Annotated in this window: 17 protein-coding genes, 1 tRNA gene and 2 pseudogenes; 9 read left to right on the top strand and 11 right to left on the bottom strand. The window is 43.1% G+C overall.

What is annotated here, in order from left to right; all coding sequences use genetic code 11:
- The first annotated feature begins 6 nt into the window (after positions 1-6).
- Positions 7-1347 (top strand): sigma-54 dependent transcriptional regulator, encoded by a 1341-nt coding sequence (locus tag EYW48_RS15580; RefSeq protein ID WP_053310133.1) that lies wholly within the window; start codon positions 7-9, stop codon positions 1345-1347.
- A 37-nt stretch (positions 1348-1384) separates the two neighbouring features.
- Here the strand turns inward: EYW48_RS15580 and EYW48_RS15575 are convergent, their stop codons facing one another.
- The 7 genes from EYW48_RS15575 to EYW48_RS15545 all read right to left on the bottom strand — a co-directional run bounded on the left by EYW48_RS15575 (position 1385) and on the right by EYW48_RS15545 (position 9945).
- Complete coding sequence (locus tag EYW48_RS15575) at positions 1385-2746, bottom strand: TRAP transporter large permease (protein WP_053310134.1); 1362 nt, start codon at positions 2744-2746, stop codon at positions 1385-1387.
- A gap of 3 nt (positions 2747-2749) precedes the next feature.
- Entirely contained in the window at positions 2750-3436 is a 687-nt protein-coding gene (locus EYW48_RS15570) for a TRAP transporter small permease (protein ID WP_168522730.1), read from the bottom strand.
- 132 nt (positions 3437-3568) lie between these two features.
- Positions 3569-4564: a TRAP transporter substrate-binding protein gene (locus tag EYW48_RS15565; protein WP_053310136.1), complete on the bottom strand. Its 996-nt coding sequence runs from the start codon at positions 4562-4564 to the stop codon at positions 3569-3571.
- Between the two features lie 270 nt (positions 4565-4834).
- The gene (locus EYW48_RS15560; protein WP_277432649.1) at positions 4835-6097 is read right to left on the bottom strand and encodes an ABC transporter substrate-binding protein; all 1263 of its coding nucleotides are present in this window, start codon (positions 6095-6097) and stop codon (positions 4835-4837) included.
- 53 nt (positions 6098-6150) lie between these two features.
- Positions 6151-7605 carry an ATP-binding protein gene (locus EYW48_RS15555; RefSeq protein ID WP_053310137.1) on the bottom strand — a complete coding sequence of 485 codons (1455 nt, stop codon included), beginning with the start codon at positions 7603-7605 and terminating at the stop codon, positions 6151-6153.
- A 3-nt stretch (positions 7606-7608) separates the two neighbouring features.
- Positions 7609-8340 carry a response regulator gene (locus tag EYW48_RS15550; protein ID WP_277432648.1) on the bottom strand — a complete coding sequence of 244 codons (732 nt, stop codon included), beginning with the start codon at positions 8338-8340 and terminating at the stop codon, positions 7609-7611.
- 135 nt (positions 8341-8475) lie between these two features.
- A complete protein-coding gene (locus tag EYW48_RS15545; RefSeq protein WP_277432647.1) occupies positions 8476-9945 on the bottom strand; it encodes a protein adenylyltransferase SelO in 1470 nt (489 codons plus the stop codon).
- Between the two features lie 373 nt (positions 9946-10318).
- Here EYW48_RS15545 and EYW48_RS15540 point away from each other — a divergent pair, with 373 nt between their 5' ends.
- Positions 10319-11686, top strand: a complete 1368-nt coding sequence (locus tag EYW48_RS15540) for an L-serine ammonia-lyase (RefSeq protein WP_172531953.1) — start codon at positions 10319-10321, stop codon at positions 11684-11686.
- Between the two features lie 165 nt (positions 11687-11851).
- Here the strand turns inward: EYW48_RS15540 and EYW48_RS15535 are convergent, their stop codons facing one another.
- The gene (locus EYW48_RS15535; RefSeq protein WP_274678381.1) at positions 11852-12625 is read right to left on the bottom strand and encodes a hypothetical protein; all 774 of its coding nucleotides are present in this window, start codon (positions 12623-12625) and stop codon (positions 11852-11854) included.
- A 271-nt stretch (positions 12626-12896) separates the two neighbouring features.
- On the opposite strand from EYW48_RS15535, the pseudogene EYW48_RS15530 reads away from it, so the two are divergent.
- From EYW48_RS15530 to EYW48_RS15505, 6 genes and pseudogenes are all read left to right on the top strand, one after another.
- Positions 12897-13641 (top strand): annotated as a pseudogene (locus tag EYW48_RS15530) (carbon-nitrogen hydrolase family protein).
- 184 nt (positions 13642-13825) lie between these two features.
- Entirely contained in the window at positions 13826-15064 is a 1239-nt protein-coding gene (locus EYW48_RS15525) for a DEAD/DEAH box helicase (protein WP_053310143.1), read from the top strand.
- Positions 15065-15274: 210 nt separating this feature from the next.
- On the top strand, positions 15275-17056 hold the full coding sequence (locus EYW48_RS15520; protein ID WP_277432646.1) for an alpha-amylase family protein: 1782 nt from the start codon (positions 15275-15277) through the stop codon (positions 17054-17056).
- A gap of 56 nt (positions 17057-17112) precedes the next feature.
- Positions 17113-20148, top strand: coding sequence for an EAL domain-containing protein (locus EYW48_RS15515; RefSeq protein WP_277432645.1), 3036 nt, complete (start codon positions 17113-17115; stop codon positions 20146-20148).
- Positions 20149-20294: 146 nt separating this feature from the next.
- Positions 20295-20888, top strand: coding sequence for a hypothetical protein (locus EYW48_RS15510; RefSeq protein ID WP_171980325.1), 594 nt, complete (start codon positions 20295-20297; stop codon positions 20886-20888).
- A gap of 99 nt (positions 20889-20987) precedes the next feature.
- Complete coding sequence (locus tag EYW48_RS15505; RefSeq protein ID WP_277432644.1) at positions 20988-22112, top strand: hypothetical protein; 1125 nt, start codon at positions 20988-20990, stop codon at positions 22110-22112.
- A 248-nt stretch (positions 22113-22360) separates the two neighbouring features.
- Here the strand turns inward: EYW48_RS15505 and EYW48_RS15500 are convergent.
- Positions 22361-22437 (bottom strand) — tRNA-Arg (locus tag EYW48_RS15500).
- 201 nt (positions 22438-22638) lie between these two features.
- Between EYW48_RS15500 and folD the strand changes: the two genes are divergently transcribed.
- Positions 22639-23502, top strand: a complete 864-nt coding sequence (folD, locus tag EYW48_RS15495) for a bifunctional methylenetetrahydrofolate dehydrogenase/methenyltetrahydrofolate cyclohydrolase FolD (RefSeq protein WP_171980327.1) — start codon at positions 22639-22641, stop codon at positions 23500-23502.
- Positions 23503-23557: 55 nt separating this feature from the next.
- Here folD and EYW48_RS15490 read toward each other — a convergent pair whose 3' ends face one another.
- Both EYW48_RS15490 and EYW48_RS15485 read right to left on the bottom strand, forming a co-directional pair.
- Complete coding sequence (locus tag EYW48_RS15490) at positions 23558-25714, bottom strand: hypothetical protein (RefSeq protein ID WP_277432643.1); 2157 nt, start codon at positions 25712-25714, stop codon at positions 23558-23560.
- A 38-nt stretch (positions 25715-25752) separates the two neighbouring features.
- A pseudogene (locus EYW48_RS15485) lies at positions 25753-25869 on the bottom strand (IS630 family transposase); the annotation flags it as partial.

Below are 25869 nucleotides of genomic sequence, written 5' to 3'. Positions count from 1 at the left end.
CACCATATGTGTGATGTGTTTTTTATTGACGATGAAGATGATATCCGTATCGCCATCGAGCAAAGTTTTGAATTAGCCGACATTAGTGCTCGCCTCTTTGCTAGCGCCGAAGAAGCCTTGCTTGCCGTGAAAAGCGATGGCCTGCCTCTTGTGGTCGTCACCGATATCTGTTTGCCAGGTCTCACGGGGCAAAACCTACTCAATTCTATTCGCCATCAAGACCCTGATATCCCTGTGATATTAATCACTGGCCACGGCGATATATCGATGGCCGTACAAGCGATGCACGATGGAGCCTACGACTTCATTGAAAAGCCTTTCGCCACTGAACGATTAATGGAAACCGTTCAACGAGCCATAGAAAAGCGCCAGCTAACACTTGAAAATCAACAGTTAAAACGCACTCTCAAAGCTAGCCAAACGTTGGGGCCTCGCATTATCGGTGCTGCTCATAGTATTGAGTCATTACGCGAGACGATTACGCACATTGCTGATACCAATGCAGACATTTTGCTGTTTGGCGAAACAGGGACTGGTAAGGAATTGGTTGCACGTTCCCTGCATGAGCAAAGTTCACGCCGCGAGCAAAATTTTGTTGCCATTAATTGTGGTGCCGTACCTGAAAATTTGATTGAAAGTGAGCTATACGGGCATGAAAAAGGCGCGTTTACTGGCGCAGATACAAAACGTATTGGTAAGTTTGAACACGCGCAAGGTGGAACACTTTTTTTAGACGAAATCGAATCCATGCCGATGCAAGCTCAAATTCGCCTACTTCGTGTGTTGCAAGAAAGAGTCATCGAACGCGTTGGTTCCAATGAGCTGCTTCCTTTAGATATTCGCGTTATCGCTGCCACCAAAATCGACCTAAAACAGGCTGCTGAAGAAGGTACTTTTCGACAAGACCTCTATTACCGACTCAATATTGTTACGCTTGATATTCCACCGCTGCGCGATAGAAAAGAAGACATTCCAGCCTTATTTCACCATTTCCTTTTGGTGGCTGCTGCGCGTTATGGTAAGGCCGCCACCGCACTACCAAAATCAGACATGCAAACATTGATTAGCCATGACTGGCCAGGCAATGTGCGCGAACTGAGAAATGCCGCAGAGCGTTTTGTTCTACTCGGTAAACTCGTTCAATTGGGAACCACCCAACCAACCATCCAAACAACCAGTAACCTGACAGACCTAGTGGCTGAATTTGAAAAATCGACAATTGAACAAGCGTTAATTGAATGCGGTGGAAGTATAAAAGAGACGATGGAAACGTTGAATGTGGCGCGTAAAACCTTATATGACAAAATGCAGCGCTACGGGTTAGACAAAGACAATTATAAGATTTAATACCATAAAAATGCCCAGCGTCGCTGGGCATTGGATTTTATTTGGTAATGATTTCCGGCCCCATCAGCGTGGTCGGTAACCAGGTTGAGACCCATGGCACATAAGTAACGATAATTAGGAATAAGAACATAATAGCAACCCATGGTAATGCCGCTTTCACCACACTCATCATCGACATTTTGGCGACTCCGGCGGTGACAAATAGGTTTAAGCCCACGGGTGGCGTTATCATGCCGATTTCCATGTTAACCACCATAATGATACCGAGATGAATTGGGTCAATTCCCAACGCAATAGCAATAGGGAAGACCAGTGGAGCGACGATAATCAGCAAACCTGACGGCTCCATAAACTGACCACCTAACAACAGCAGTACGTTCACAACGATGAGGAAGGTAATTGGACCAAGCCCTGCCGACAACATCGATTCTGCGATAATTTGTGGGATGCGCTCTTCAGTTAATACATGCTTTAATATCAAGGCATTGGCAATGATAAACAGCAACATTATGGTCAGTTTACCTGCATCAAACAGGGTCGCCTTGGTGTCTTTATGAAAAAAGGCTTGTACCACTTTGACAACCGCAGGCTTAGTGTTTTCTTTATCTGCAAATGGGCCCATATCTTTGTAAATAAAGTTAGCGATCAAAAATGAATAAACCGCGGCAACGGCTGCCGCTTCTGTAGGTGTAAATATTCCGCCATAAATACCACCAAGAATAATGACCACAAGTAGCAGCCCCCAGCTAGCTTCTTTAGCAGCCGACATCGCTTCTTTCCAACCAACAAATGGCTGCTTGGGCAAATTTTTCACACGGGCAAAGATATAAATGGCAATAATTAACATCAGCCCGGCAAGCAACCCAGGGATCACTCCCCCTAAGAACATTCGCCCAACCGATACGTCCGTGGCCGCCGCATAAACAACCATAACGATCGACGGAGGGATCAAAATTCCGAGCGTCCCCGCATTACAAATAACACCAGCGGCAAACTCTTTGGTATACCCATTTTTCACCATACCAGCGATAACAATACTACCAATAGCGACCACGGTAGCAGGTGATGACCCAGACAACGCAGCGAACATCATACATGCCACAACAGAGGCAATCGCCAAACCACCGCGGAACCAACCTACCATCGCAATTGCAAAGCGGATAATGCGTTTTGCAACGCCGCCTGTAGACATAAAACTGGAGGCTAAAATGAAAAATGGAATCGCCAATAAGGTGTAGTGCCCTTCAAAGGCATTAAATAAGGTTTGAGCCACAGATGCTAACGACGTATCTGAGTGCCACAAAAGAAAAAGAATACTCGATAAGCCAAGTGAAATAGCAATGGGTACACCCACCAGCATAAAACCGATCACCATCACAAACAGTAGTAAAATTTCCATGAATTAGCGCTCCTTGCTGCTGTCGTTCGAGGCGGTAGGTTGACGGAATGGTTCGGCCATATCGTCAGCGGCTTGCGCCATTTCGGCTTTCAGCGCTTCTAAATCTTCTTCGGCTTCATGACCTGCAATCATACGGTCTAGCTTGCCTGTTACAATTTGGTAGGCAATTTGTAAAAAGCGGAATGTTAACAATGCCATTCCTATCGGCAATGCCATATAAGGAATGAAACGTGGTAGCTTTTCATAGCGTTCGCCTTCATTCATCAAATCTGCGAGAAATTGCAGCATCTCTGGCATCGGAATATCGTCTGTTTCATACCATGCGCGCTCTGTCGCAAAGGGATACCAATAGTTCCACGAACCAATGAGCAATAAGATAGAGAAGGCTAAACAACTGCCAACAGCAAGCAAAGCAAACACTTTACGCATACCGGCAGGAACCATGTTAATAATGACATCAACACCAATATGAAAATGCTTTTTCACACCGTAGGAAGCGCCCACTAACACCATCCAAGCAAACATGAATACTGTCAGTTCCAATGCCCATAAAATATTTTCGTTAAACACATAACGCAGCACGACGTTAACGAAAGTGAGTAAGGTCATACTGCCAAGGAAAAATGCAATCAGCATTTCTTCTATGGCATCCGTAAATTTGCCGACTTTAGAGAAAAAAGAGTGTTCCATTTGATACATCGCTCTAATAGTTATTATCGGAATAGACACAAAGCGCTGTACTACTTAACTTCCAAACCAGCGGTAGAGTTAGGTGCAGCGTATTGAGAAAGCCCCATCACTCTTGATGGGGCAAATGGTACGTTATTGGTTTGAAGCCAACGCAGCATCAATCAAATCAGTACCGATGTCTTTTTCAAACTTCTTCCATACGGGTTTAAGTGCAGTAACCCACTCTTGACGCTGTTCTGGGGTCAAGGTGCGAATAACGCCGCCCGCTTCTAATACATACTGTCTGTTTTGTTGCTCAACCCGATTTGATTCGGAATTACGCGTTTCCGTTACTTCTTTTAGAATGGTGGCAAACTGATCGCGAATATCCGTTGGTAGACCGTCCCACCATTTGGTTGAGGTCACGACCAAGTAATCCAAAATACCGTGGTTCGTCTCTGTGATACCATCTTGTACTTCGAAGAATTTCTTCCCATAAGTGTTAGACCAAGTATTTTCTTGGCCATCGATAACTTTGGTTTGTAAGCCACCATATACTTCAGCAAAAGACATTTTTTGCGGGTTTGCACCAAGTTGCTCAAACTGAGCCACTAGCACATCGGAGGCTTGAACACGGAATTTCAACCCTTTGGCATCGCCTGGGACCAACAATGGCTTATTGGCTGACATCTGTTTCATGCCGTTATGCCAAAACTCTAGGCCTTTCACCCCACGACGTGCCATTGAGTTTTTCAGTTTTTCGCCGTCAGCAGAATTTTGGAAACGGTCAACGGCATCAACATCATCAAAAAGAAAAGGAAGGTCAAAAATGCGGAACTTTTTGGTGAACTTCTCAAATTTAGAAAGAGAAGGTGCAGCAAGCTGAACATCGCCATTGAGCAAAGCTTCTAACACTTTGTCATCATCATAGAGTGTCGAGTTTGGAAATACCTGCATACAGGCTTTGCCATTCATTTCCTTATTGACGCGCTCTTCAAGCAATGAAGCTGCGATACCTTTAGGGTGTTTATCGGTATTGGTTACATGGCTGAATTTAATCACCATTTCACCAGGGTCACAGTTTGCAGCGGCATTGAAACTCGTTACGGCAAGAATTGAGGCAGAAAGAAGGGTTAGAGGCTTTAACATTATTATTCTCCTTGAGTGAACATATCAGCCCCATCAATGGGTGCTGTATAGGCTATACAAGGCAATTACCAAGCCAACTTTGTACATTTATTTAACAAGCCTTTAACCACAAGGTTCTCAACGATTACGCGGTTTGTAAACAGACAAAGTCCTACAAGACTTATTGGTACAATGGGTGGGAAATGACACACATAAAACGGCATTTTGGGTGGAAAATGACACTAAGCAAGATGGTAAGCGAGTAAAGCATGAGGATATCAACCTCGAACGTTACATCGCCGCTTTTACTGCTTTGGCTAGCTTACGCGCAGCCTGTTTAGGATCAGCATGGCTGTCGTTAAAGAAGTCAGTAACTACATCAAACATTGCACTTTGCACATAGCTGGTCGTTGCCATGCCGTGTGCCATGCTAGGTACTAACCCAGCGGATGCTGCCGTGTTTTTAAAGGCATTCATTGAATCTAAAGCGCATAGATCAAACTTAGACATGTCTACGTCAACTCGCACAGGAATGGAGCCTTTTTTGAGATTAAATATCTCTTGGAACTGAGGAGCAAGAATCGTCGTTGCCAATGCTTGTTGCGCTTGCTTATTTTCGGTGTCGCTTAACTCATAAAAGGCAAAACTATCGATATTATGAATGAACTGCCCTTCCGTACCGGGCGCAGCAACACAAAGGTAATCTTTACCTGCAACTTTACCGGCAGCGGTAAATTCACCTTTGGCCCAATCCCCCATGATCTGCATCGCAGCTTGACCACCTATCACCATCGATGTTGCTACGTTCCAGTCTCTACCGGGAGCATTAACGTCGATATAATCATGCATTTTTTGGAATTTTCTGAACACCTCGACCATTTTATCACTCGATAGTACATCCATATCCAGATTAACAAATGCCTGCTGGTAGCCTTTAGGACCCAATACGTCTAAAGCAATGACTTCAAACAACGTTGCGTCTTGCCACGGTTGACCACCATGAGCAAGTGGAATAAAGCCTGCGGCCTTAAGTATATCGCCGGCTGCAAAAAACTCATCCAAGCTAGTAGGTACTTTCAGACCGAATTTATCCAATAGTGCAAGGTTGACCCATAGCCAATTTACACGATGAATATTCACTGGGACAGCAACATACTGGCCATGCCATTTCATGATCTCGGATACCACGGGCGGAAGAACATCATCCCAATGGCCTTGTTTGGCAACATCATTCAAATTGGTCAGAAAACCAAGCCCTGCCCACTCTTGAATATCACGCCCTTTAATTTGCGCAGCAGAGGGTGGGTTACCCGAAACGGCGCGGGTTTTTAGCACGGTCATCGCGCTGTCACCACCACCACCAGCCACCGCAAAATCCCTCCAACTGTGACCTTGCTCTTCTAGCATCCCTTTCAGTACATCAATCGACTCAACTTCTCCATTAGCAGTCCACCAGTGAAGAACTTCAACATCAGCGGCATCAACCGATGCAGTGAACAGCAACGATAAAACCAAGAGTATTTTTTTGATAGATAACCTCGTGTTGGTACTCATATCAACGTCCATCGTTTGCTTTGCGCTAAAAAGAAATTGTCTGGCATCCTAGATCACACTTCAAGCATAGGCGGGATAAACACTTGCACTTCCAACCCACCGTGCGCTGGGTTGCGCAAAATAATATCACCACCGTGTCCATGTAAAATACTGCGGCAGATACCCAACCCTAAGCCGTGTCCTTGATCATCATCGGCCAAGCGAAAATAAGGTTCAAATACCGCCTCCAATTTATCAGCCGGAATACCCGGGCCTTTGTCTTGGATTGTCACTACCACCCATTCTGGTGTTTCTTCCAACTTAACCCACACCTGCTGACCATATTTAACACCGTTACCAATTAAATTGGTTAACACGCGCTTGATAGCCAGCGGCTTTGCGATAACGGGAGCGATCTCAATCGGAGAGAAGTGCACCACAGATTGAGATAAGTTATAGCCCTCAGCGATAGTGATAATCATCTCATTGAGATCAATGCTGGCATTATTCTCATGCAAATCGGTATCGCGTACGCACTGTAATGCCCCTTTGACCATCATCTCTAACTCGTCCAGATCACGGTTAAACTTCTCACGTTTTATATCGCTGTCGAGCAATTCAGCTCTTAGCCGTAAACGGGTGATGGGCGTTTTTAAATCATGAGAAATGGCAGAGAATAGATGCTCCCGATCAGCAATATAACGGCGAATACGTTGCTGCATTCGATTAAAGGCTTGCGTGGCCGTGATCAACTCCGTTGCGCCCTCTTCACGTAAAGGACGTTGGGCAATATCCATGCTCATTTCATTAGCGGCCTTAGCGAGGTTTTTCAACGGCCTAACTTGGCGGCGCATTAATAAGTAAGTGAGTAGCAGCAATATGGTGGTGGAAAAGAACAAAAATAACATTTGCTCCTTGCCCAAAATCGTATCGTCTAACTTCACGTACGGTGCGGGCAACAAGGCGGCAACGTAGATCCACTCATGGCTTGAAAGCTCAATTTGCACCACCAAAATAGGTGGATTAAGAGGTTCCAGTGTTAACGTATGGTATGCCCAGGACTTTGGTAAATCACTAAGTAAAATGTCATTTTTCAATAAACGTAGGTGCTCAGGCTTGGTAAATTCCACTTGAATGCTAGCGACATTGTTTAATTTTTGCATGAGAACCTCAGTGACAGCATCAACCGAAGCTCGCTTTAAGCGCGTCTCTTCAATCGGCTCCACCAACAACGCCTCTTTATTGAAAGAGACAAAAAATCGCGTGCCACCCATATTACGGATTTGGTCGAGTACAATATGACGGTATTTCACTGGCAGCGACTGAAAAAATGTCACTGTAGAAGCAAACATACCCGCCATACTAGATGATACCGAGTGTATCCCCTCGAGTTCTTTCTGTTTCGATTGGCTGTACCAAATGGCTGTGGCGATCCCTTGTGCAATCACCACCGCTAACAGCGTCAGTAGTAGTGTGCGAGAAACTAAAGAATTGGGTTTAAGTCGCGAGAATAAAGGCGTCAATGGCATCGTTTAACTACCATATGTGACCGGAACCGAGAGAATATAACCATTACCACGCATCGTTTTTATATAGTGAGGATATTTAGCGCTATCGCCTAGTCGTTGTCGCAAGCGACTCAGTTGAACGTCAATACCACGCTCATAAGGCAAAGCTTCGCGCCCACGCGTTGCGTACGAAATAGTGTCACGATCCAGCACTTCATTAGGGTGGGTTAAAAAGAGCATCAATAAGGCAAAATCGCTGCCTGAAAGATCATGTCCTTCATCACGTTCAAGATGCATGATGCGATGCGACAAGGTATCAAGTTGCCAATCGCCAAAAGTAATCTGCTTGGTAGACGCACTATCGGTAGGCTTATCGTCAGAAACTTGCACTCGACGAAGCAGCGCTTTGATACGAGCCATCAACTGACGCGGGCTAAAAGGTTTCGCGACATAATCATCAGCCCCAATCTCCAAACCAATGATTTGATCGGTTTCATCGGAAACCGCTGTTAGCATAATGATTGGCACATTTGAATTGCGACGAATTTTTTGACATAGCGTAAAACCGTCGTCACCCGGCATCATCACATCAAGCAGGATAAGATCTGGGTACGTGTTTTGCTCTAAATAAGACAGCAATGCCACACCATCAGCGAGCGTAATAATTTCATAGCCCGATTTGGTCAGATATTCGTCGAGTAGCTCACGAATTTCCTTATCATCATCTACTACAACAATGCGCGTTCTTGACTGCATACCCTTTTCCCGCCTTTACCACAACTTGATTTTTTACCACTAATCGCCACAGTGTATCGATCGACCATTTTTTTGATTATTGATATTTATGTAAAATTTGAATTCAAACTGGATGAAGATCACAAATTGGAATGGTTATGAGGAACAGCTGATCGTTAATTTTTTCCCCCATTGTGGTGGAAGTTGCGCATAGTGATCGTTTTCAGGTTGCTCATCAAAAGGGTGAGCCAGTAGTTGTGCCAAACGTTGCACTTCTTGATAATCACCCTGTTGCGCTTTATCGATAGCTTGCTGAGCAAGGTAATTACGTAAAACATACTTAGGGTTCACTTTTCGCATTGCTTCACAGCGCGCCTCAAGCGAGGTCAAATTTCCAAACCGATCCGTTTCTAAATGACAACGTTCTAGATAGTGATCGAGCCAAATTTTGGCCTCCCCCCTGTCAAGGAATAGATCAATAACCGCTTGAGATCCTTGAGTATCTAGGTTAGATAATTGCCTAAAAAATCGTGTGTAATCGGTATGGTTTTTAGTTAGCAGCTCGAACATATGCTCAAACAAAGCAGAATCGCCGGTTTGTTGTGTCAGTAAGCCAAGTTTATGGCGCATGTGCTGGCTAAAATAACGCCCAAGTTGTCTTTCAAACTGTGAAAGAGCGGCTTCAAGATCAGCACGCTCAACCAATGGAGAAAGCGCATGTGCTAACGCCGACAAATTCCACAAGGCAATTCTAGGCTGCTGATCAAACGCATAACGCCCCTGATAGTCAGAATGGTTACTAATAAAACTGGGCTCGTAATCATCTAAAAATGCAAAAGGGCCATAATCAAAAGTTTGACCAAGAATCGACATATTGTCGGTATTCATCACACCATGAGCAAAGCCGACCGCTTGCCAATCGGCAATCATCTTGGCTGTGCGCTCCACAATGCGGTTAAACATAACGGCATAAGGTTTTTCTTCAGCGAGGCAGTCTGGGTAGTGCCACTCGATCACTTTATCGGCGAGTAACTTTTGCTGCGTAAGTTGGTTGGTATAAAAGAAATGCTCAAAATGACCAAAGCGGATATGGCTTTGTGCCACTCTCACCAACAGAGCACCTTGTTCTTGTTGTTCTCTATAAACTGTCGTATCACTGCTCATCATAGCTAGTGCTCGGGTGGTGGCAATTCCTAAACCTGCCATTGCCTCACTACACAAATATTCACGAATGGTTGAACGCAGCACTGCTCGGCCATCGCCCATTCGAGAATAAGGTGTTAACCCTGCTCCTTTAAGATGGAGATCAAAGACCTCCCCTGAGTGACTTTCAATTTCAGCAAGCAGTAAACCGCGCCCGTCACCCAGTTCAGGGTTGTACACTCCAAACTGGTGGCCAGCATATTTCATGGCAAGCGGTTTAAATTGAGAAGGAAGTGCTTGACCCGATAAACTGACTAATAACTCATCGTTAGCCGACTCTGGTAAAGACAAAAACGAAGCTAGCTGTTTATTCCAAGCCACCCAACGCACATTTTTTAATGGCGTAGGATCAACCTTAGAATAAAAAGCGGTGGGTAACTGATCGTAACGATTGTGTAGCTTTACCTCATCCCAAATCGACATGCGAAGTCCTTTGTTTACAATGCTATGACACTCGCACGTTAACAAATACCCGACCAAGTTGCTAGGGTATATGAGTGTAACCCAACCCTAGTTGGCTCTATTTAGATAAAGGCAAATATACCCATAACGATAACGAACGAAAAAAGACTGGTTTTACCTATCACCCCGAGAAAAGCAGGTTGGATCATTTCTTGATGCTGCATGTTACCCTCACTAATTATTACATCGTGATTACAATATGATGAATTTTTGATATTTACTCAACTGGTTAAGATATTAAATTTTTGTTACAAAGCATTCAATCTTCTCTCTCTTTCACTAACGAAAAACGCTACTATTGCTAACAGTCACTCTCTTTATCGTAGGTATTGCCATGTTATCCATTTTTGAGATTTTTAAAATTGGCGTCGGCCCTTCAAGTTCACACACCAACGGTCCGATGATCGCCGGTTATCAATTCACACGCCTTATTGCTGATCTTTCTGAAGTAAAGCGAGTACAAGTTGATCTTTATGGGTCTTTATCGTTAACCGGTAAGGGCCACCATACCGACCGAGCGGTCGTTCTTGGTTTACTGGGCAATAAGCCCGACACCATCAAAATAACCAGTGCCAAGCAATCACTAGCCGTTGCTTTCGAAGAGGGAATACTCAACTTAGCAGGCTCTCACAATATCGCTTTTGACGTTCAAACCGACCTTATTTTCCAATCGACCAACCTGCCACTGCACGAAAATGGCATGACTATTACGGCCTTTGGTAAACAAGGGCAGCAGCTTGCCTTTGAAACCTATTATTCAGTCGGAGGCGGATTTGTTGCCACAGCGCAAGAGCTGCAACATGGCAGCAGTCAACCGACAGTAGACGTCGAATTCTCTTTCTCCTCTGCCGACGAGCTCCTATTCAAAGCTGAAAAAAATGGGCTCAGTTTAGGTGGTTTAGTGCTACGCAATGAACTTGCCTTTCAAAGCGTTGAAGAGATCAATAAAAAAGCTGACCAAATTTGGAAGGTAATGTCGCTGTGTATGCAACGAGGTTTAGAAACAGAAGGAATACTAGAAGGAGGGCTGCATGTCACTCGCCGAGCACCTGCGCTATTAAAAAAGCTGGAAGCAAATGCGGCAATAGAGAATGACCCAATGGAAATCATGGATTGGATTAATTTATTTGCTTTTGCAGTAAGCGAAGAGAATGCAGCGGGTGGACAAGTGGTCACATCACCAACTAACGGTGCCGCTGGCGTTATTCCTGCGGTGTTAATGTACTACCATCGTTTCATTAAGCCACTCGACACCAAACAGTTGAAAGATTTTCTAGCCGTTGCTGGCGCGATTGGAATTTTGTACAAAACCAATGCATCAATATCTGGCGCTGAAGTGGGTTGTCAAGGTGAAATTGGCGTGTCTTCCTCAATGGCTGCGGCAGGGTTAACCGCACTGAGAGGCGGCAGTAACGAACAAATATGCATTGCTGCAGAAATCGCGATGGAACATTCTCTGGGTATGACCTGTGACCCGATTGGTGGTTTAGTCCAAGTGCCATGCATTGAGCGAAATGCCATGGGAGCAATGAAAGCGATAAACGCCTCTAGAATGGCATTAAAACGAACCAGTAAATGTTTAATATCTTTAGATAAAGTCATCGATACTATGTTTCAAACTGGTAAAGACATGAACAAAAAATATCGAGAAACGTCATTAGGTGGGTTGGCACTTATTCATTTAGCTCCACCCTGTGAATAAACGGTCTCTGATAAAAATAAACCTTATACCCTTCCGACTTGAATTTGCAGCGGTGTTGGCTACGTTCACTCACCCCAATCACATAGTGTATCTATGCTAATGGGGATGAACTCACTTGCCGCCTACCTGCAACTGCAAGTGGTTTGGGTATATACCAGTGAAGCTTTAAGCATTAAATTCTGGCACGCGGTTTTCTAGCTTCTGCTCTGCCGCTTCGCGTTGAATGATCCATTGATAACTCAATGACAAAATACAAATTTCAACTGCACAAACAAACAGCCAAATTGCAGAGGCTAAGAGTGTCATCATCAAAATATTGGACGCAAATAATGGTTGCAACACGATATTGATCAATGTCGGGATCACACCAATCAAAATAAACAGCGATTTACTGTGTGGCTTCGACCTGCGCCACGCAATAGTTAACCCTCTTGGTTGATGGTCTAAAGCCGTTGCAGGTAACACCAGTGACCAACGTGCTAATAGCCAGCAAATAGGAAGTATCACACCATAAGTCATAAGCTGCAGCACCCACTGTGCAGCACCGATGGAACTTGCAAGTGACCCGACCAGAAACAAAGGGATAAACATCACACCAAACAACGCACTCGCCAATACACACCACCACCCCACAAATCGCCACTCACGGATACTGATATGAAAAATAGCCTCCAAACTGCATGACTTTTCATCTAACAGTGCCAAACGGTGAATCCGAACGGCCGCCATTGCTGCTGTCGCCACATAAAGTAAACCAATCAGTATATTCAATGGTGTAAAGATAACTTGAGGCTGTGAAATATCAGCCCAACCTAAAACAAAATAGCCATTCACTACACAAAAAGGAGCAGACAGAAAAAGCAGCGTCAGCCAGTTTGCTCTTACTAGTTTAAGCGCACTGACCACCGTATATTGGACGGGTAACTGTTGATCTTCCATGAATGAATTCCCTTACAAAACCGTAGGGTTAATATATCGGATATGGATATTTTTTATCCGAAAAGCTCTGTGACACTAATCTAACTCCCCACATTAGTTGTTAACAATATTGTTTTTACCTCGATAAAAAATTAACGAAGCCGTGCTAGTAATCTTTAGAAGGTTAAGAGATAGTAAAAATGTCGTATTACTCGTTGCTATTTTTTCCTGGCTATCAGTCAGCTGATTTCTAACGAGCAATCCAGATAAATAAAAAAAGGATACTTATTCAATGAGAAAATCAACCCCACGCTTAACCTTAAGAGTCATAGAGACGAGTGATTATTCTGAACTGGCGGCGTTAATGGATCTGGTCTTTCATGACGTTGGCGGATCATGGCCACGGATGACCATCATGGACCTTGTACATCAGTTTCCTGACGGGCAAATTTGTATTGAAGATGATGGGCGCATTGTTGGTGTTGCATCGAGATGGCTCGATAGACGAACAGTATAAAATTCATATCACTCCACATGAAAAAAGAGACTGGGTGATTGATGGTGGCGATAAGGTGAAGGTTTTTGAAACCGATGCAGGACGTGTCGGCATTTTGATTTGCTACGACAGTGAGTTTCCAGAACTTGGCAGAATGATGGCAGAACAAGATGTGCAGATCATCTTCGTGCCATTTTGGACTGATACCAAAAATGGTTACCAACGCGTACGCTTATGCTCACAAGCCCGTGCCATCGAAAACGAATGCTATGTTGCTATTGGCGGCAGTGTTGGAAACCTTCCAAGGGTGGATAATGTCGACATTCAATATGCTCAGTCGGCGGTTTTCTCCCCTTCTGATATCTATTTTCCACACGATGCAACGATCACAGAGGCAAGCCCTAACACTGAAATGATCATTTTTGCAGACGTTGATTTAGACAAACTCAAGCAGCTTAACATGGAAGGCTCCGTCACTAACTTACGTCACCGACGATTGGACCTATATGGCGGATTTACTCAAAAACGTTCAGCTAAATAACTTCGACTAGCAGCAGTGATACTCAAGCGGTATCACTGCCTTTCATGAACAACAAAATAGCTATCGCTAAAATGTGCGATCTTCGTTCGCGTTTGCTGACTTCATGCTAGAATGTGCTCTTATCGACACAGGTTGAGCCTTGTTGGGCTAATCCTACCAAATTATCATAATTCTGAGAGTCAGCATGCCATTCTCCAATCTTGGATTGAGCGATCCAATCTTAAAAGCCGTTACCGAACTCGGTTATTCCGCCCCCACTCCCATCCAAGAAAAGGCGATTCCAGCCATTTTAACGGGTAAAAATGTGATAGCGGCGGCGCAGACCGGTACCGGTAAAACGGCCAGTTTTGTATTGCCTATTCTACAAATGCTCAGCCAAGGAAAAACACAGCGAGCCAAACGCGTACGTGCATTAATTCTTGCTCCAACTCGTGAGTTAGCACTGCAAGTAGAAGAAAACATTACGCAATATGCGAAATATCTTTCACTGACATCGCTTGCAATGTACGGCGGTGTTGATTCTCAAAAACAGAAACAACGCTTGATTGAAGGTGTGGATATTTTGATCGCCACACCAGGCCGCTTGCTTGATATGTATGGACAACGTGCCGTCCATTTTGACGAGCTGGAAGTGTTAGTCATGGATGAAGCCGACCGCATGTTGGATATGGGCTTCATTGAAGACATCAATAAAATTGTTGATCGCCTACCGCTTGATCGTCAGAACCTGCTGTTTTCTGCAACACTCTCTCGCCCAGTACGCGAACTGGCAAAATCAGCGATTAATAACCCAATCGAAATTGATGTTGCGGGCTACAACAAAACACCAAATCAAATTGAGCAGTGGATCATCACGGTCGATAAAGATCAAAAATCCGCTCTGCTTAGCCATTTGATCAATGAAAACCAATGGCAGCAGGCGATGATTTTCATTGAAACCAAACATGGCGCCGCCAAGTTAGCCAGTCAATTGGAAAAACGCGGCATCACTGCCGAAGCATTTCATAGCGGCCGTAGCCAAGAAGTTCGAGAAAAGTTATTGGCCGATTTCAAAGCCGGTAAGCTTCAATTTCTGATTGCCACTGGCGTCGCGGCTCGCGGGATTGATATTGACAATTTAGAGCGTGTTATCAACTACGACCTACCCTACCCGGCTGAAAACTACATTCACCGTATCGGCCGTACTGGTCGCGCAGGTGCTACAGGCGAAGCAATCTCACTGGTATCAAGAGATGACTTTAAAAACTTATGTATGATTGAAAGCCGCTTAGGACATTTATTGGTACGCAAAGAGATTGAAGGCTTCACCCCGAAAAAAGACGTACCTATTTCGATTTTAAATTACCACTTGAAAAAGCGTGATAACGACCGCTCCAATGCGTCTCGTCCCCCTTCTCGCCCTAAGCAAGCTAAACGCTCGTAAACGTTGACTCTCTATCCATAGACCTCACAAGTTAGTGGGGTCTATGCTAATTACCGTTCCAAATAATTCAAACCGCATCACACTTCCGCTCACTCCTTGCCATCTACGCCCCCAATTAATGCATCAAGGAGGATTTTGTCTCATTGCGCTTCAACTAGCCTAAAACTCATCCAATATTGATATCAACGTGATGGCTTAGGTTCAACCGTTATGACCACTAATAAATACAATATCTATCAAGTATTCACGCGCTTATTTGGTAATAAAAAAAGTGTCAATACTCCGTGGGGCAGCGCCGAACAAAATGGCTTGGGTAAATTCAGTGATTTTACTCATCAAGCGCTGGCTGAAATTCAAAAGTTGGGCATCACCCATATTTGGTATACCGGTGTACCCCACCATGCGTTGGTTCGTAACTATACTCAATACGGCATTCACAACGATCACCCAAGTGTGGTCAAAGGCCGTGCAGGCTCACCCTATGCTGTCAAAGACTACTATTCGGTCAATCCAGATTTAGCCGACAACCCAGAACTGCGAAATGAAGAGTTTGCAGCGCTAATTCACCGGACGCACAATGCAGGGATGAAAGTCATCATCGATATCGTCCCTAATCATGTTGCAAGACAGTATCACGGCTTAAATAACCCTGCTGGCGTGAATGATTTCGGAGCCAATGATGACACTAGTGTCGAATATGCAAAAAACAACAACTTCTATTACATACCACAGCAGCCATTTGAACTGCCTGATATACCTACTTCCCTTTTGCCACTCGGTGGCGAAAAGCACCCTGATTTAGCAACGCCATACCATGAATATCCTGCAAAATGGACAGGCAATGGCTCACGACTCGCCAAACCCAATGCGGATGACTGGTATGAAACCGTCAAAGTAAATTACGGTATCAAACCTGATGGCAGCAAAGATTTTGTGACGCTACCAGAAGAGTACCGTTTTAAGTCTCACCGTGAGCACGCGCTATTCTGGCAAGATAAAAACGTGCCAGATTCATGGGTTAAATTTCGTGATATCGCGCTGTATTGGATCAATAAAGGCGTCGATGGCTTTCGCTACGACATGGCAGAAATGGTGCCTATTGAGTTCTGGAGCTATATGAATTCGGCGATTAAACAACAAAATCCACACGCTTTTTTGTTAGCCGAAGTTTACCAACCGGAGTTATACCGAGATTATATTCAGCTAGGAAAGATGGATTATCTCTACGATAAAGTAGACCTTTACGATTCATTAAAAGCCATCATGCAAGGCCATGGTTCGACCAAAGAGATTGGCCGCATTGAATATCAATTGCGTGATATTGAACATCACATGCTGCACTTTCTCGATAATCACGATGAGCAGCGTATTGCATCACCACAATTTGCAGGAAGTGCTGAAAAAGCGCTCCCCGCGATGTTGATTTCAACGTGCTTATCCACCGCGCCAACCATGATTTACTTCGGACAAGAGGTGGGTGAAGCGGGTGCCGAACATGCAGGCTTTGGTCAGCCATCTCGCACTTCTATCTTCGACTACATTGGTGTGCCAAGTCATCAACGCTGGATGAACAACGGCCTATTTGATGGTGGCCAGTTAACTGATAGCGAAAAGCAACTTCGCGATTTTTATTGCACATTACTCAATTTAGCCAAACAGAGCCCAGCGTTGATGGGCGAATATCATGATTTGTATGCGCAAAACGTTGACAACTTTGCTCCTCTGCAAGACAGCCTATTTGCTTTTGCTCGAGGGAATACCACTCAAAAATTGATCCTGGCGGCGAACTTCAGTGACACTCACTCGAAATTATTACATCTAAGTATTCCGATGGCATTGATTAAGTATTGGGGATTAAGCGAGGGGGAATATCCACTGTTTGATCACCTTACCCAACAAGCACTGGTATTGATAGTGAATGAGAAAGAAGATACAGCCTACGTACCACTTCAGTTTTCACCACTTTCAACGCATTTTATCGAACTGATTTAGGGGTAATAAACTTACCCTGTAAACAATTACTAACATTAACACTGACGACTATTGATATGCCTAAAAATAAAACAAGCCGTCCAACAATTGGTGTGATCATGCCAATGCTAAGTGGGTTCTATATGGGCGAGTTGAGCGCAACCTTTCGTCAACTCGCCAAGCAGCATAATGCTAATTTAGTCATCATTCGCTCTGGCGAGCAACGAGATTTTGACCTTGCAGTTAGCTTAAACCACCTTGATGCATTACTGGTGGTTCTTCATTGTGCTTCCGACCGCTTGGTAAAAAGAGCATTAGCTAAAAATATTCCAGTAATCTCATTAGCAGCGAGTTATTCACCACTACCTGTCGAACAATTTTGCAGCACCCAACGCGCTGGAATTGAAGCACTTTATGATTGGCTTTACACCAATGGCCATACCCAAATTGGCTTCTGCGGAGATTTATCGGTCAATGATATACGCTCACGCTTTAAGGCTTATCAAGATTCGTTAAGTAAATATCACCATATCTATCAGTCTGAACACGTTTTTTGCGTCGAGAATTGTGCTTTATCCGGAGGAAGAGAGGCCGCGTTAGCTTTCATTGAGAGAAAGTCCGATTGTAGTGCCGTGATCTGTGCCACCGATCAAAATGCGATTGGTATGATTGAACAATTGCAACATTTAGGCTGGAAAGTTCCAGAGCAAGTTGCCATCGTTGGCGTCGATAACATCTTTTTGGGTAAACAAACTCATCCTCAGCTAACCACTGTCGATCAACAGCTTGAATCTTTGGCTAATCAAGCATTCCAGCGCGCCCTCCAACGAATTGCTGGTGATCCATTTCAACATGAGATTCATCACATATCACAAAAATTGGTGGTTAGAGAATCCTGTGGAAACACCAATACCAACAACAGAACGAATGAAACGCAAGGATCAATAAGACACGCTCTAACCAATGTTCGAGGTCTATCTCCAGCAGAACTATTTGAAAGTTTCTATGCACAAGCTAAAAATGGCTTTAATTCAATACTCGATACTCACGGGTTATATGGTTCTGGATTTGATTGGGCCTGCATGGCTACCTATCACTCAGGACAACTCGAAGTAACGGATTGGGCAGAACGCGGTTATATAAAACCACAAATAACGTTAAAGGCAGAAAGCGACAGTTACGGTTTGAGTGCCTTTCCACAGCTCAATTCTGACGAACATTTCATGGCAACCATCATCCCGATTTCAACCGGGCAAAAGAGCCATTGGCGATTACTGGCCATCGTTGATTCATTACAAGGTGAATATTGCGTTGCTTCTCAAGCCATGTTTAACAATTACCTCGATATGTTGTCCTTGTTCATCGAACGAGATGAATTATTAAAAACAAGCCAATTGCGCCAAAAAAATGCACAACAACTACTCCAACAGTTAAAAGTCGTATCAAACAGTTCCAATGACGGCATTTGGGATTGGGACTTAAAAACCAATACTCTTCATTGGAATAGTCGTCTCATCAAAATGTTGGGAATGGATGATGACCTAGAGACAAAGCATTTTGATTGTGACCAACTGTTTGAACATATTCACACTGAAGATTTGGAAGAGTTAGAAAAACAAATACAGTCACATTTCCTAAACAACACGCCCTTTAAAACCCAATTTCGAATGCGTAAGTTTGATGATACTTACATTTGGGTACAGGCGAATGGTTCAGCAGTACGCGACTCAAATGGCAAGGCAGTGCGCTTTATTGGGTCCATGACCGACATAACAGAGCAAAGAGAGTCAGCGGCTAAAATTCATCATATGGCTTATTTTGACTCATTGACTGGCGTTGCAAATCGACGTAAAGCGATCGAAGAAATTACCGCTCACATCGACAATAAGCCAACACAACTTAAAGCTGTAATGCTCATGGACTTAAACCGTTTTAAAATGGTCAACGATTCATTCGGCCACCATGTCGGCGATGCATTACTTTGTCATGTTGCCAGAGAGATAACCCAAGTTCTGGGTTCAAAGCACACCATAGCAAGGCTTGGAGGAGATGAGTTTTTGCTATTTTGCTCTGTTGCAAATGTAGAACAAGCCAATGATATTGCACAAAAAATACTGCGCAGTATTGAAAAACCGATGCGTCACAATCAAATAAAAGTCAGTAGCCAAGGAAGTTTAGGGATGGCAATTTATCCCTCCGATGCTTCATCTACCGAGGAACTGATCAAAAATGCAGACATTGCCATGTACCGTGCGAAACAACAAGGTGGTGGAAAGTACCTCAGATTCAGCCCTGATATGCATAAGGAATCGAGTAAATTTATTGCTCTAGAGCAACGGCTATCGAAAGCAATTGATGACAATAAAATCGATATTTACTACCAACCTCAAATGTGCAACAAAAGTGGCAAAATCGTTGCTACTGAAGTTTTAGCCCGTTGGTTTTGCCCGATCAATGGGCAGATACCTCCTAGCAAATTTATACCAGTCGCTGAAATATCTGGGTTGATTGAAAAACTAGGCAAACAAGTATTTACCAAAGTTTGTGAAGATATAAGTCATTCAAAATTGTTGCAGGGCCTCAATCAGATATCAATAAACATCAGTGCTCGCCAACTCACCCAGCCAGATTTTGCTAACTTAATCATCAACACCATTAATGACTATCAATTACCTGCATCGCTATTTTGTTTAGAAATTACAGAAACCGCCGCATTCACAGATTATGATCAATCGTTACGTTCGTTAAAAAAACTAAGCAGTGTAGGTATTTCTATCTCATTAGACGATTTTGGGACCGGTTTTTCATCACTATCACTGCTAAAAAACTTGCCACTGTCGGAAGTTAAAATAGACCGCAGTTTTATACTCGACATGACATTAGATCAATCCAACCTGGAATTTGTATCTTCAATGATTTTAATGGGACAAAGTTTAGGTTATCGAGTCGTTGCTGAGGGTGTAGAGACCAAAGAGCATGTAAAACAATTGTCTTCATTAGGCGTCGATCTACTACAAGGTTACTATTATTCAAAACCCCTTCCGTTAGATAAATTTACTATCAAATATCAAGAACAATATTCGAACGAGGCCCTGAAATTACTAATAGAGTGAACGGGCATCAATATTAGCCATGAGACGCGATTGCTACCCTTTTTATCGCATAACTCTGGATGAAAGATTAACATGCATCATTGCTCGGTAGTGTCACTCACCTATCGAGCTGATTTTTTATATTTAACAGACAACAAGGTGATGACATGTGCGAGTTAACAACAGAACAAACCGATGCAATAGCCACCTTCAAACACAGCCTCCATCTTCCTGGCGGTGGTTTTCATGCGCTTATCGTTGAATTATGTAGAGAGTTCCAATTACCTTTCCAAGTTGTTCGCTCCGTTCTTAAGCAGGCACAAGCTTCTATCGAAACAAAAATACGAAACCAATTTGATGATGTTGTTGCTAGTGATTTAACCAAAGAACATTGGCTAAGCATCATAAAAGATGAACTCAACGAACGAGCAAAAGATAACATTCCTCTGATGAAAATACTGATTGATAGTGAAATCTACCGTCAGTTTCTTGATCAAAGTAAATCACCACTTCGCACTGAATCGGAGCGTGAATGTCTTTTAGAGCAATTAATGCAGGCTTATGAACAACAAGTTTATAAACCTCTCAAAGCCATGCTGTACACCACAGCCTTACAGTGGCAACTGCCGAGCGATTTATTGGATATGACCGAAGAAACGCGCCAATTGTTTAGTAACTATCCGCAACATATGGAAGCCAGTGCATTATTATTTAAGCTCAGTGAACAAATTAGCTCTCAACCACTAAGCGAGCATTCCTAACTATTCAGAATTAGTCTCGTGATAACAATTTGAAAACGGGGAATAATCTAATGGCGTTATTCAACGAAGACTAATTCTAACAATTCAATAGGATGTAATATGATAAATAATAGTAGTAGCAGCGTAGGGACTTGTAGCGTCAGCAGTGCAAGCCTATCTAAAGGCGAGCGTCGGATTAGTGATGTACAAAACATAGACAAAACAATCGCTAGCATTAGACATACGGATAGAAGCGGAGAGTTAATATTTCTGGCGCTAAGACGACACAAAAAAATGAAAAAACTCCAAAAGCTAAGTGTAACACTGGATAAATATAATAAGACGAATAATAAAGACAAAAGAGCTCGTGTCGACAAACTCAAAAAAGATATCAATATAGAGATAAAAAACTATGATAATTTTGGGGTTAAGAAACCCCCTATGCAGATGATACCGCGTGGGACAAGCAGCCGCCCTGAACCGGCTAGTAGTAACACCACTACTCCGATGTACACGATACCGCGTGTGGCAAGCACCCAGACGGGTGCGGCAAGCAGCCCCTCTAAAGTGTATGATACTGACGGGTTTCCTATAAAGACGCGTGTGGCAAGCACCCAGACGGGTGCGGCAAGCACCCAGACGGGTGCGGCAAGCAGCCCCTCTAAAGTGTATGATACTGACGGGTTTCCTATAAAGACGCGTGTGGCAAGAACCCAGACGGGTGCGGCAAGCAGCCCCTCTAAAGTGTATGATCCTGACGGGTTTCCTATAAAGACGCGTGATACTACCAGCCGCCCTAAACCGGCTGGTAGTATCACCCCTGCCCCTAAGGCTCCCCCTAAAACTAACAAGGCTAGTGGCAAGGCAGATCCAAGAATATTGGAATTACAAGTACTGGAATACGATCTCGCCACTTTGAGAGAGAACGTCAGTGGTTCTGGACAAGGTGGTAGAGACTATCAAAATAACGCAGGTCGGCTCAAGAGACGGATAGAAGAGTTAGAAATTGAATTGGCAGCTACAGTAGTGGACCCAAAAAGGGTTACCCCGACTATCTCTCAAGAGCACGCCGATATAATAAACGATATAAACACCACGATTGATAACCTCAAAAATATGGACCGGGGCAGTTCTTCACAAGCTTTTCAATATTACCAAGAGCAAAAACCGATACTCAAGAGAGAGATAGAGGTATTAAAATCGAGACTGCCAGTGGAGCTACATCAGTACCTAACCAATAGGTAATACAGCCAAACTGGCGGACTACCTAAGTATAGGTAATCAGCGAAAATTGGTATCAACGAAAGCCTCCTAGTGAGGCTTTCTTTTTTAACAGACCACCTTCTGAGGCTAGCCTTAGGCATAAGCCAAAGCGTTATCAAACGCGATCGAAAAATACAGCTCCGTTGCAACGTTTTGAAACGGAGCCGAATTAAATTCTATAAACGAAAAAAGCCTGATAACTAAATAAGTTATCAGGCTTCTAGAAGAAATGGCACGCCCTGTAGGATTCGAACCTACGACCACATCCTTAGAAGGGACGTGCTCTATCCAGCTGAGCTAAGGGCGCGCTACAGGGAAAGGATTATACGAGTTGAACTCGGTAAATCAATCGCTTTCTCTAACATTTTGTTTCAAATGCCTAAAAAAGAGTCGCCCAGCAATATACTGATGAAAAACAAAACAAAGCAAACGTTTGCTTATAGATGTTATTCAAAATATCTGCGACAATGCGCGCAAAAATTTTCGCTACGAATGTGTAAGGAAAGTCATGACAGCTCAAAATATTGATGGAACACTTATTTCACAAACAGTCCGCTCAGAAGTCGCAGCACGAGTAAAAGCTCGTACTCAAGCAGGGTTGCGCGCGCCAGGCCTTGCTGTTGTATTAGTCGGTGAAGATCCTGCATCGCAAGTTTATGTTGGCAGCAAGCGTAGAGCGTGTGAAGAAGTTGGTTTTGTATCGAAGTCTTATGACCTTCCTGCCACCGCCAGTGAAGAAGAGTTACTGACGTTAGTCGATCAACTTAATGAAGATCCAGAAATTGATGGCATCTTAGTACAACTGCCACTACCGGCTGGTATTGACACAACTCATGTACTTGAGCGCATCATTCCTGAGAAAGATGTGGATGGTTTCCATCCATACAATGTAGGCCGTTTAGCGCAACGCATTCCTAAACTGCGCTCATGTACACCAAAAGGCATTATCACACTGCTCGATCGCTACAATATTCAACTACGCGGTAAACACGCGGTGATTGTAGGCGCTTCCAATATTGTTGGCCGCCCAATGACACTTGAATTACTGCTTGCGGGCTGTACGACAACGACATGCCATCGCTTCACTAAAGACTTAGAGCACCATGTGCGCCAAGCTGATGTTTTGGTTGTTGCTGTTGGTAAACCCAACTTTATTCCAGGTGCTTGGGTGAAAGACGGTGCGATTGTGGTCGATGTTGGCATTAACCGCTTGGAATCAGGCAAACTAGTGGGTGATGTGGAGTACGATGTCGCTAGGGCGAAAGCAAGCTTTATCACACCAGTCCCTGGTGGCGTTGGCCCAATGACGGTGGCAAGTCTGATAGAAAATACGATGCTTGCGTGTGAACAGTTTCATACTAAAGTAAGTTGATCTTCCGTAATAAAGATGGTGACCGGTTATCGGTCACCATTTGAAAAATAGGACTCTAAAGTGATGTTATCCAATCCCCGCCATCTAAAGTAATGTTAACCAACTCCCACCAATAAAGATTACTCGGTTCAGAGTAGCCTTTACCAAAAACTCCGGTATTACTATAACCACCACCATCGGGACCACTATAAAACTTCCTGTCTCCATAACGGGCTATAATAATAGGTCCAGTAGAGAGCCAGACCCCACCAGCTTTGATATTATCAGAAGCATCGATAAGTGTTAAAGTAACATTGTAAGAAAGCCCTTCACCTTCACAGGAGCTGATTTCATTCCAATTGATAATCTTATCTTCAGATATACAGCTATCACTTCGCACGAGCCTAAAAATTGCAGCTCCTTGCTCTCCCGTTATTTTCGATTCCATTGAAACCTTAACGAGTTGATTTCTCTCTAATGCTTGATGCCCTAATACACTAAATCGACTACCTTCTAAATTATAGGTCGTACCCACACCTAGTTTGTTCTTAATACCTAAATCGCTCTTAAGTGTAAGGATATTTTGATTTATGGTGTAATAAGGAGAAAATACTTGATTGGCATCTGTTTCTTGTGGAGAGTTAACCTGAACTATGAAATGCTTTTTCTCTGATGCGAAATAGTTATCACTTTCCTCTTCATAAACAAATATATTGAAATGTCCCGCGCCTGAATCATAATCATTAAGTGATATTTCACCACTATTTACATCTACTGATATACTAGGCGATTCAGTACTTATCATATAGATTCTCTTTCCATATTGTGCTGAAGACACAACTGGTTTTATTTTTTTAAACGGAGAAAAATCAACACTGATGTTGTCAATAACAATACCTGGATGGGTCGCTTTCTTTACACTGCCGTTGATTATTTGGGTTGACTCCTTATAATTTCTGGAACTTGAAGTTACTTCTATATTGTAATCTCCCGCCCCCTTAACAGTAAGTTCACCAGTGCTTTTGTTAACCTCTACATTGTTATTATTTGAGCTAAGCAATTTATAATTAGTTGTAATTATCTCGTTAGAACCAATCGGCTGAGAAATATTAGGAGACAATGTCAAATTATCTTGATATTCAATCGATGGATAACTAAATTTGATTGGATTATCCGCTTGAGCAACCATGACATTAAATGTCATTTCACTTTCGGAGAAACCACCACGACCTGAATCGATGACTCTAACTATAGCAACACCTGCATTTAATATATCCATACTCCCATCTTTATTTACCTTAATAACATCTATCGCTGAATTAGAATTTAACGAATAAGAGAGTTGCCCATTTGCTCCGATAATGACTGGGGCAGGAAGACTTTTCTGGTCCAAAGATGCTGAAACAACCGATTGAGGGCTTAACGTTAATGATGATTTAACTGGTTGAACGGTAATCACAATGTCACGTATATTTGATGCTTTAAAATTAGAGCTTTCAGGTTTTCTGACTGTAACCATTGTGGTACCAGAATTAATAACTTTCAGAATACTTGCATCTACTGTAGTTACTACTTCTTTATTACTTATGTTAATGATTTCCAGATCACTGTTAGTAGTAGTTCTATAGTACTTAGATAAATCAATTAGTAAGTCATTATCATATACCACAGTAATCGGTTTTAACTCTTCTAGCTGTGGTTGAACACCTTGGCTTATATCAACTATTACGGTTGCATTATTAGCAGCAGGTTGGTAGTTACGTCCACCATCATCAGATATACTTAAAACATAATAACCAACACTAGGTATTTTAAATTGTTCATCACGTAAAGTTATTCCTGATAGCTCACTCGATATAATAGATAAATTACCTTTTTGGCCAACAAGATGAAAAGGTAAAGACAAATCTTCATGATATTCTGACTTAATAAAATCATTTCTCAATCCAGGGTGTGGAGCTTTGATTACATTATATGAGATAACGCCTTGGTATTTTTTATATCTATCATTTTCTGGAACAGTTACCGTAACATCAATAGTTCCTGTATTATTAATTTGAGGAAAATGAGTAGACGGGTCTATACTCAATACATCTTGACCATCAGCGATAGAATAGCTTACAGATTCAGGACTACCATTGAAGCTTGGCTGAAGACGCTTTTCTTCCTCAAACACTACAGATTGCTTATCTAGCTTTAGAGAATAAGGTGCTTCCGCTTTATTTATCTTCACTGTAAATGTAGCGCTTTCTCTGCTAGTACTATACCGAATCAACTTGAAGATGCAGGCTTGAGAACCTGAAAATGATCATTAATTCGAGATGTCAAAGAGCCTGCGATCTCTGGAAGAGTCACAGAAAAAAATTGGTCTATTGCCGCCTTGAAGTC

Origin of the sequence: Vibrio sp. 1180_3, from assembly GCF_029478545.1 — a bacterium.
GTDB classification, from domain to species: domain Bacteria; phylum Pseudomonadota; class Gammaproteobacteria; order Enterobacterales; family Vibrionaceae; genus Vibrio; species Vibrio aestuarianus.
The sequence above is the reverse complement of the archived record's forward strand: the minus strand, read 5'-3'. Positions and strand labels throughout refer to the sequence as shown.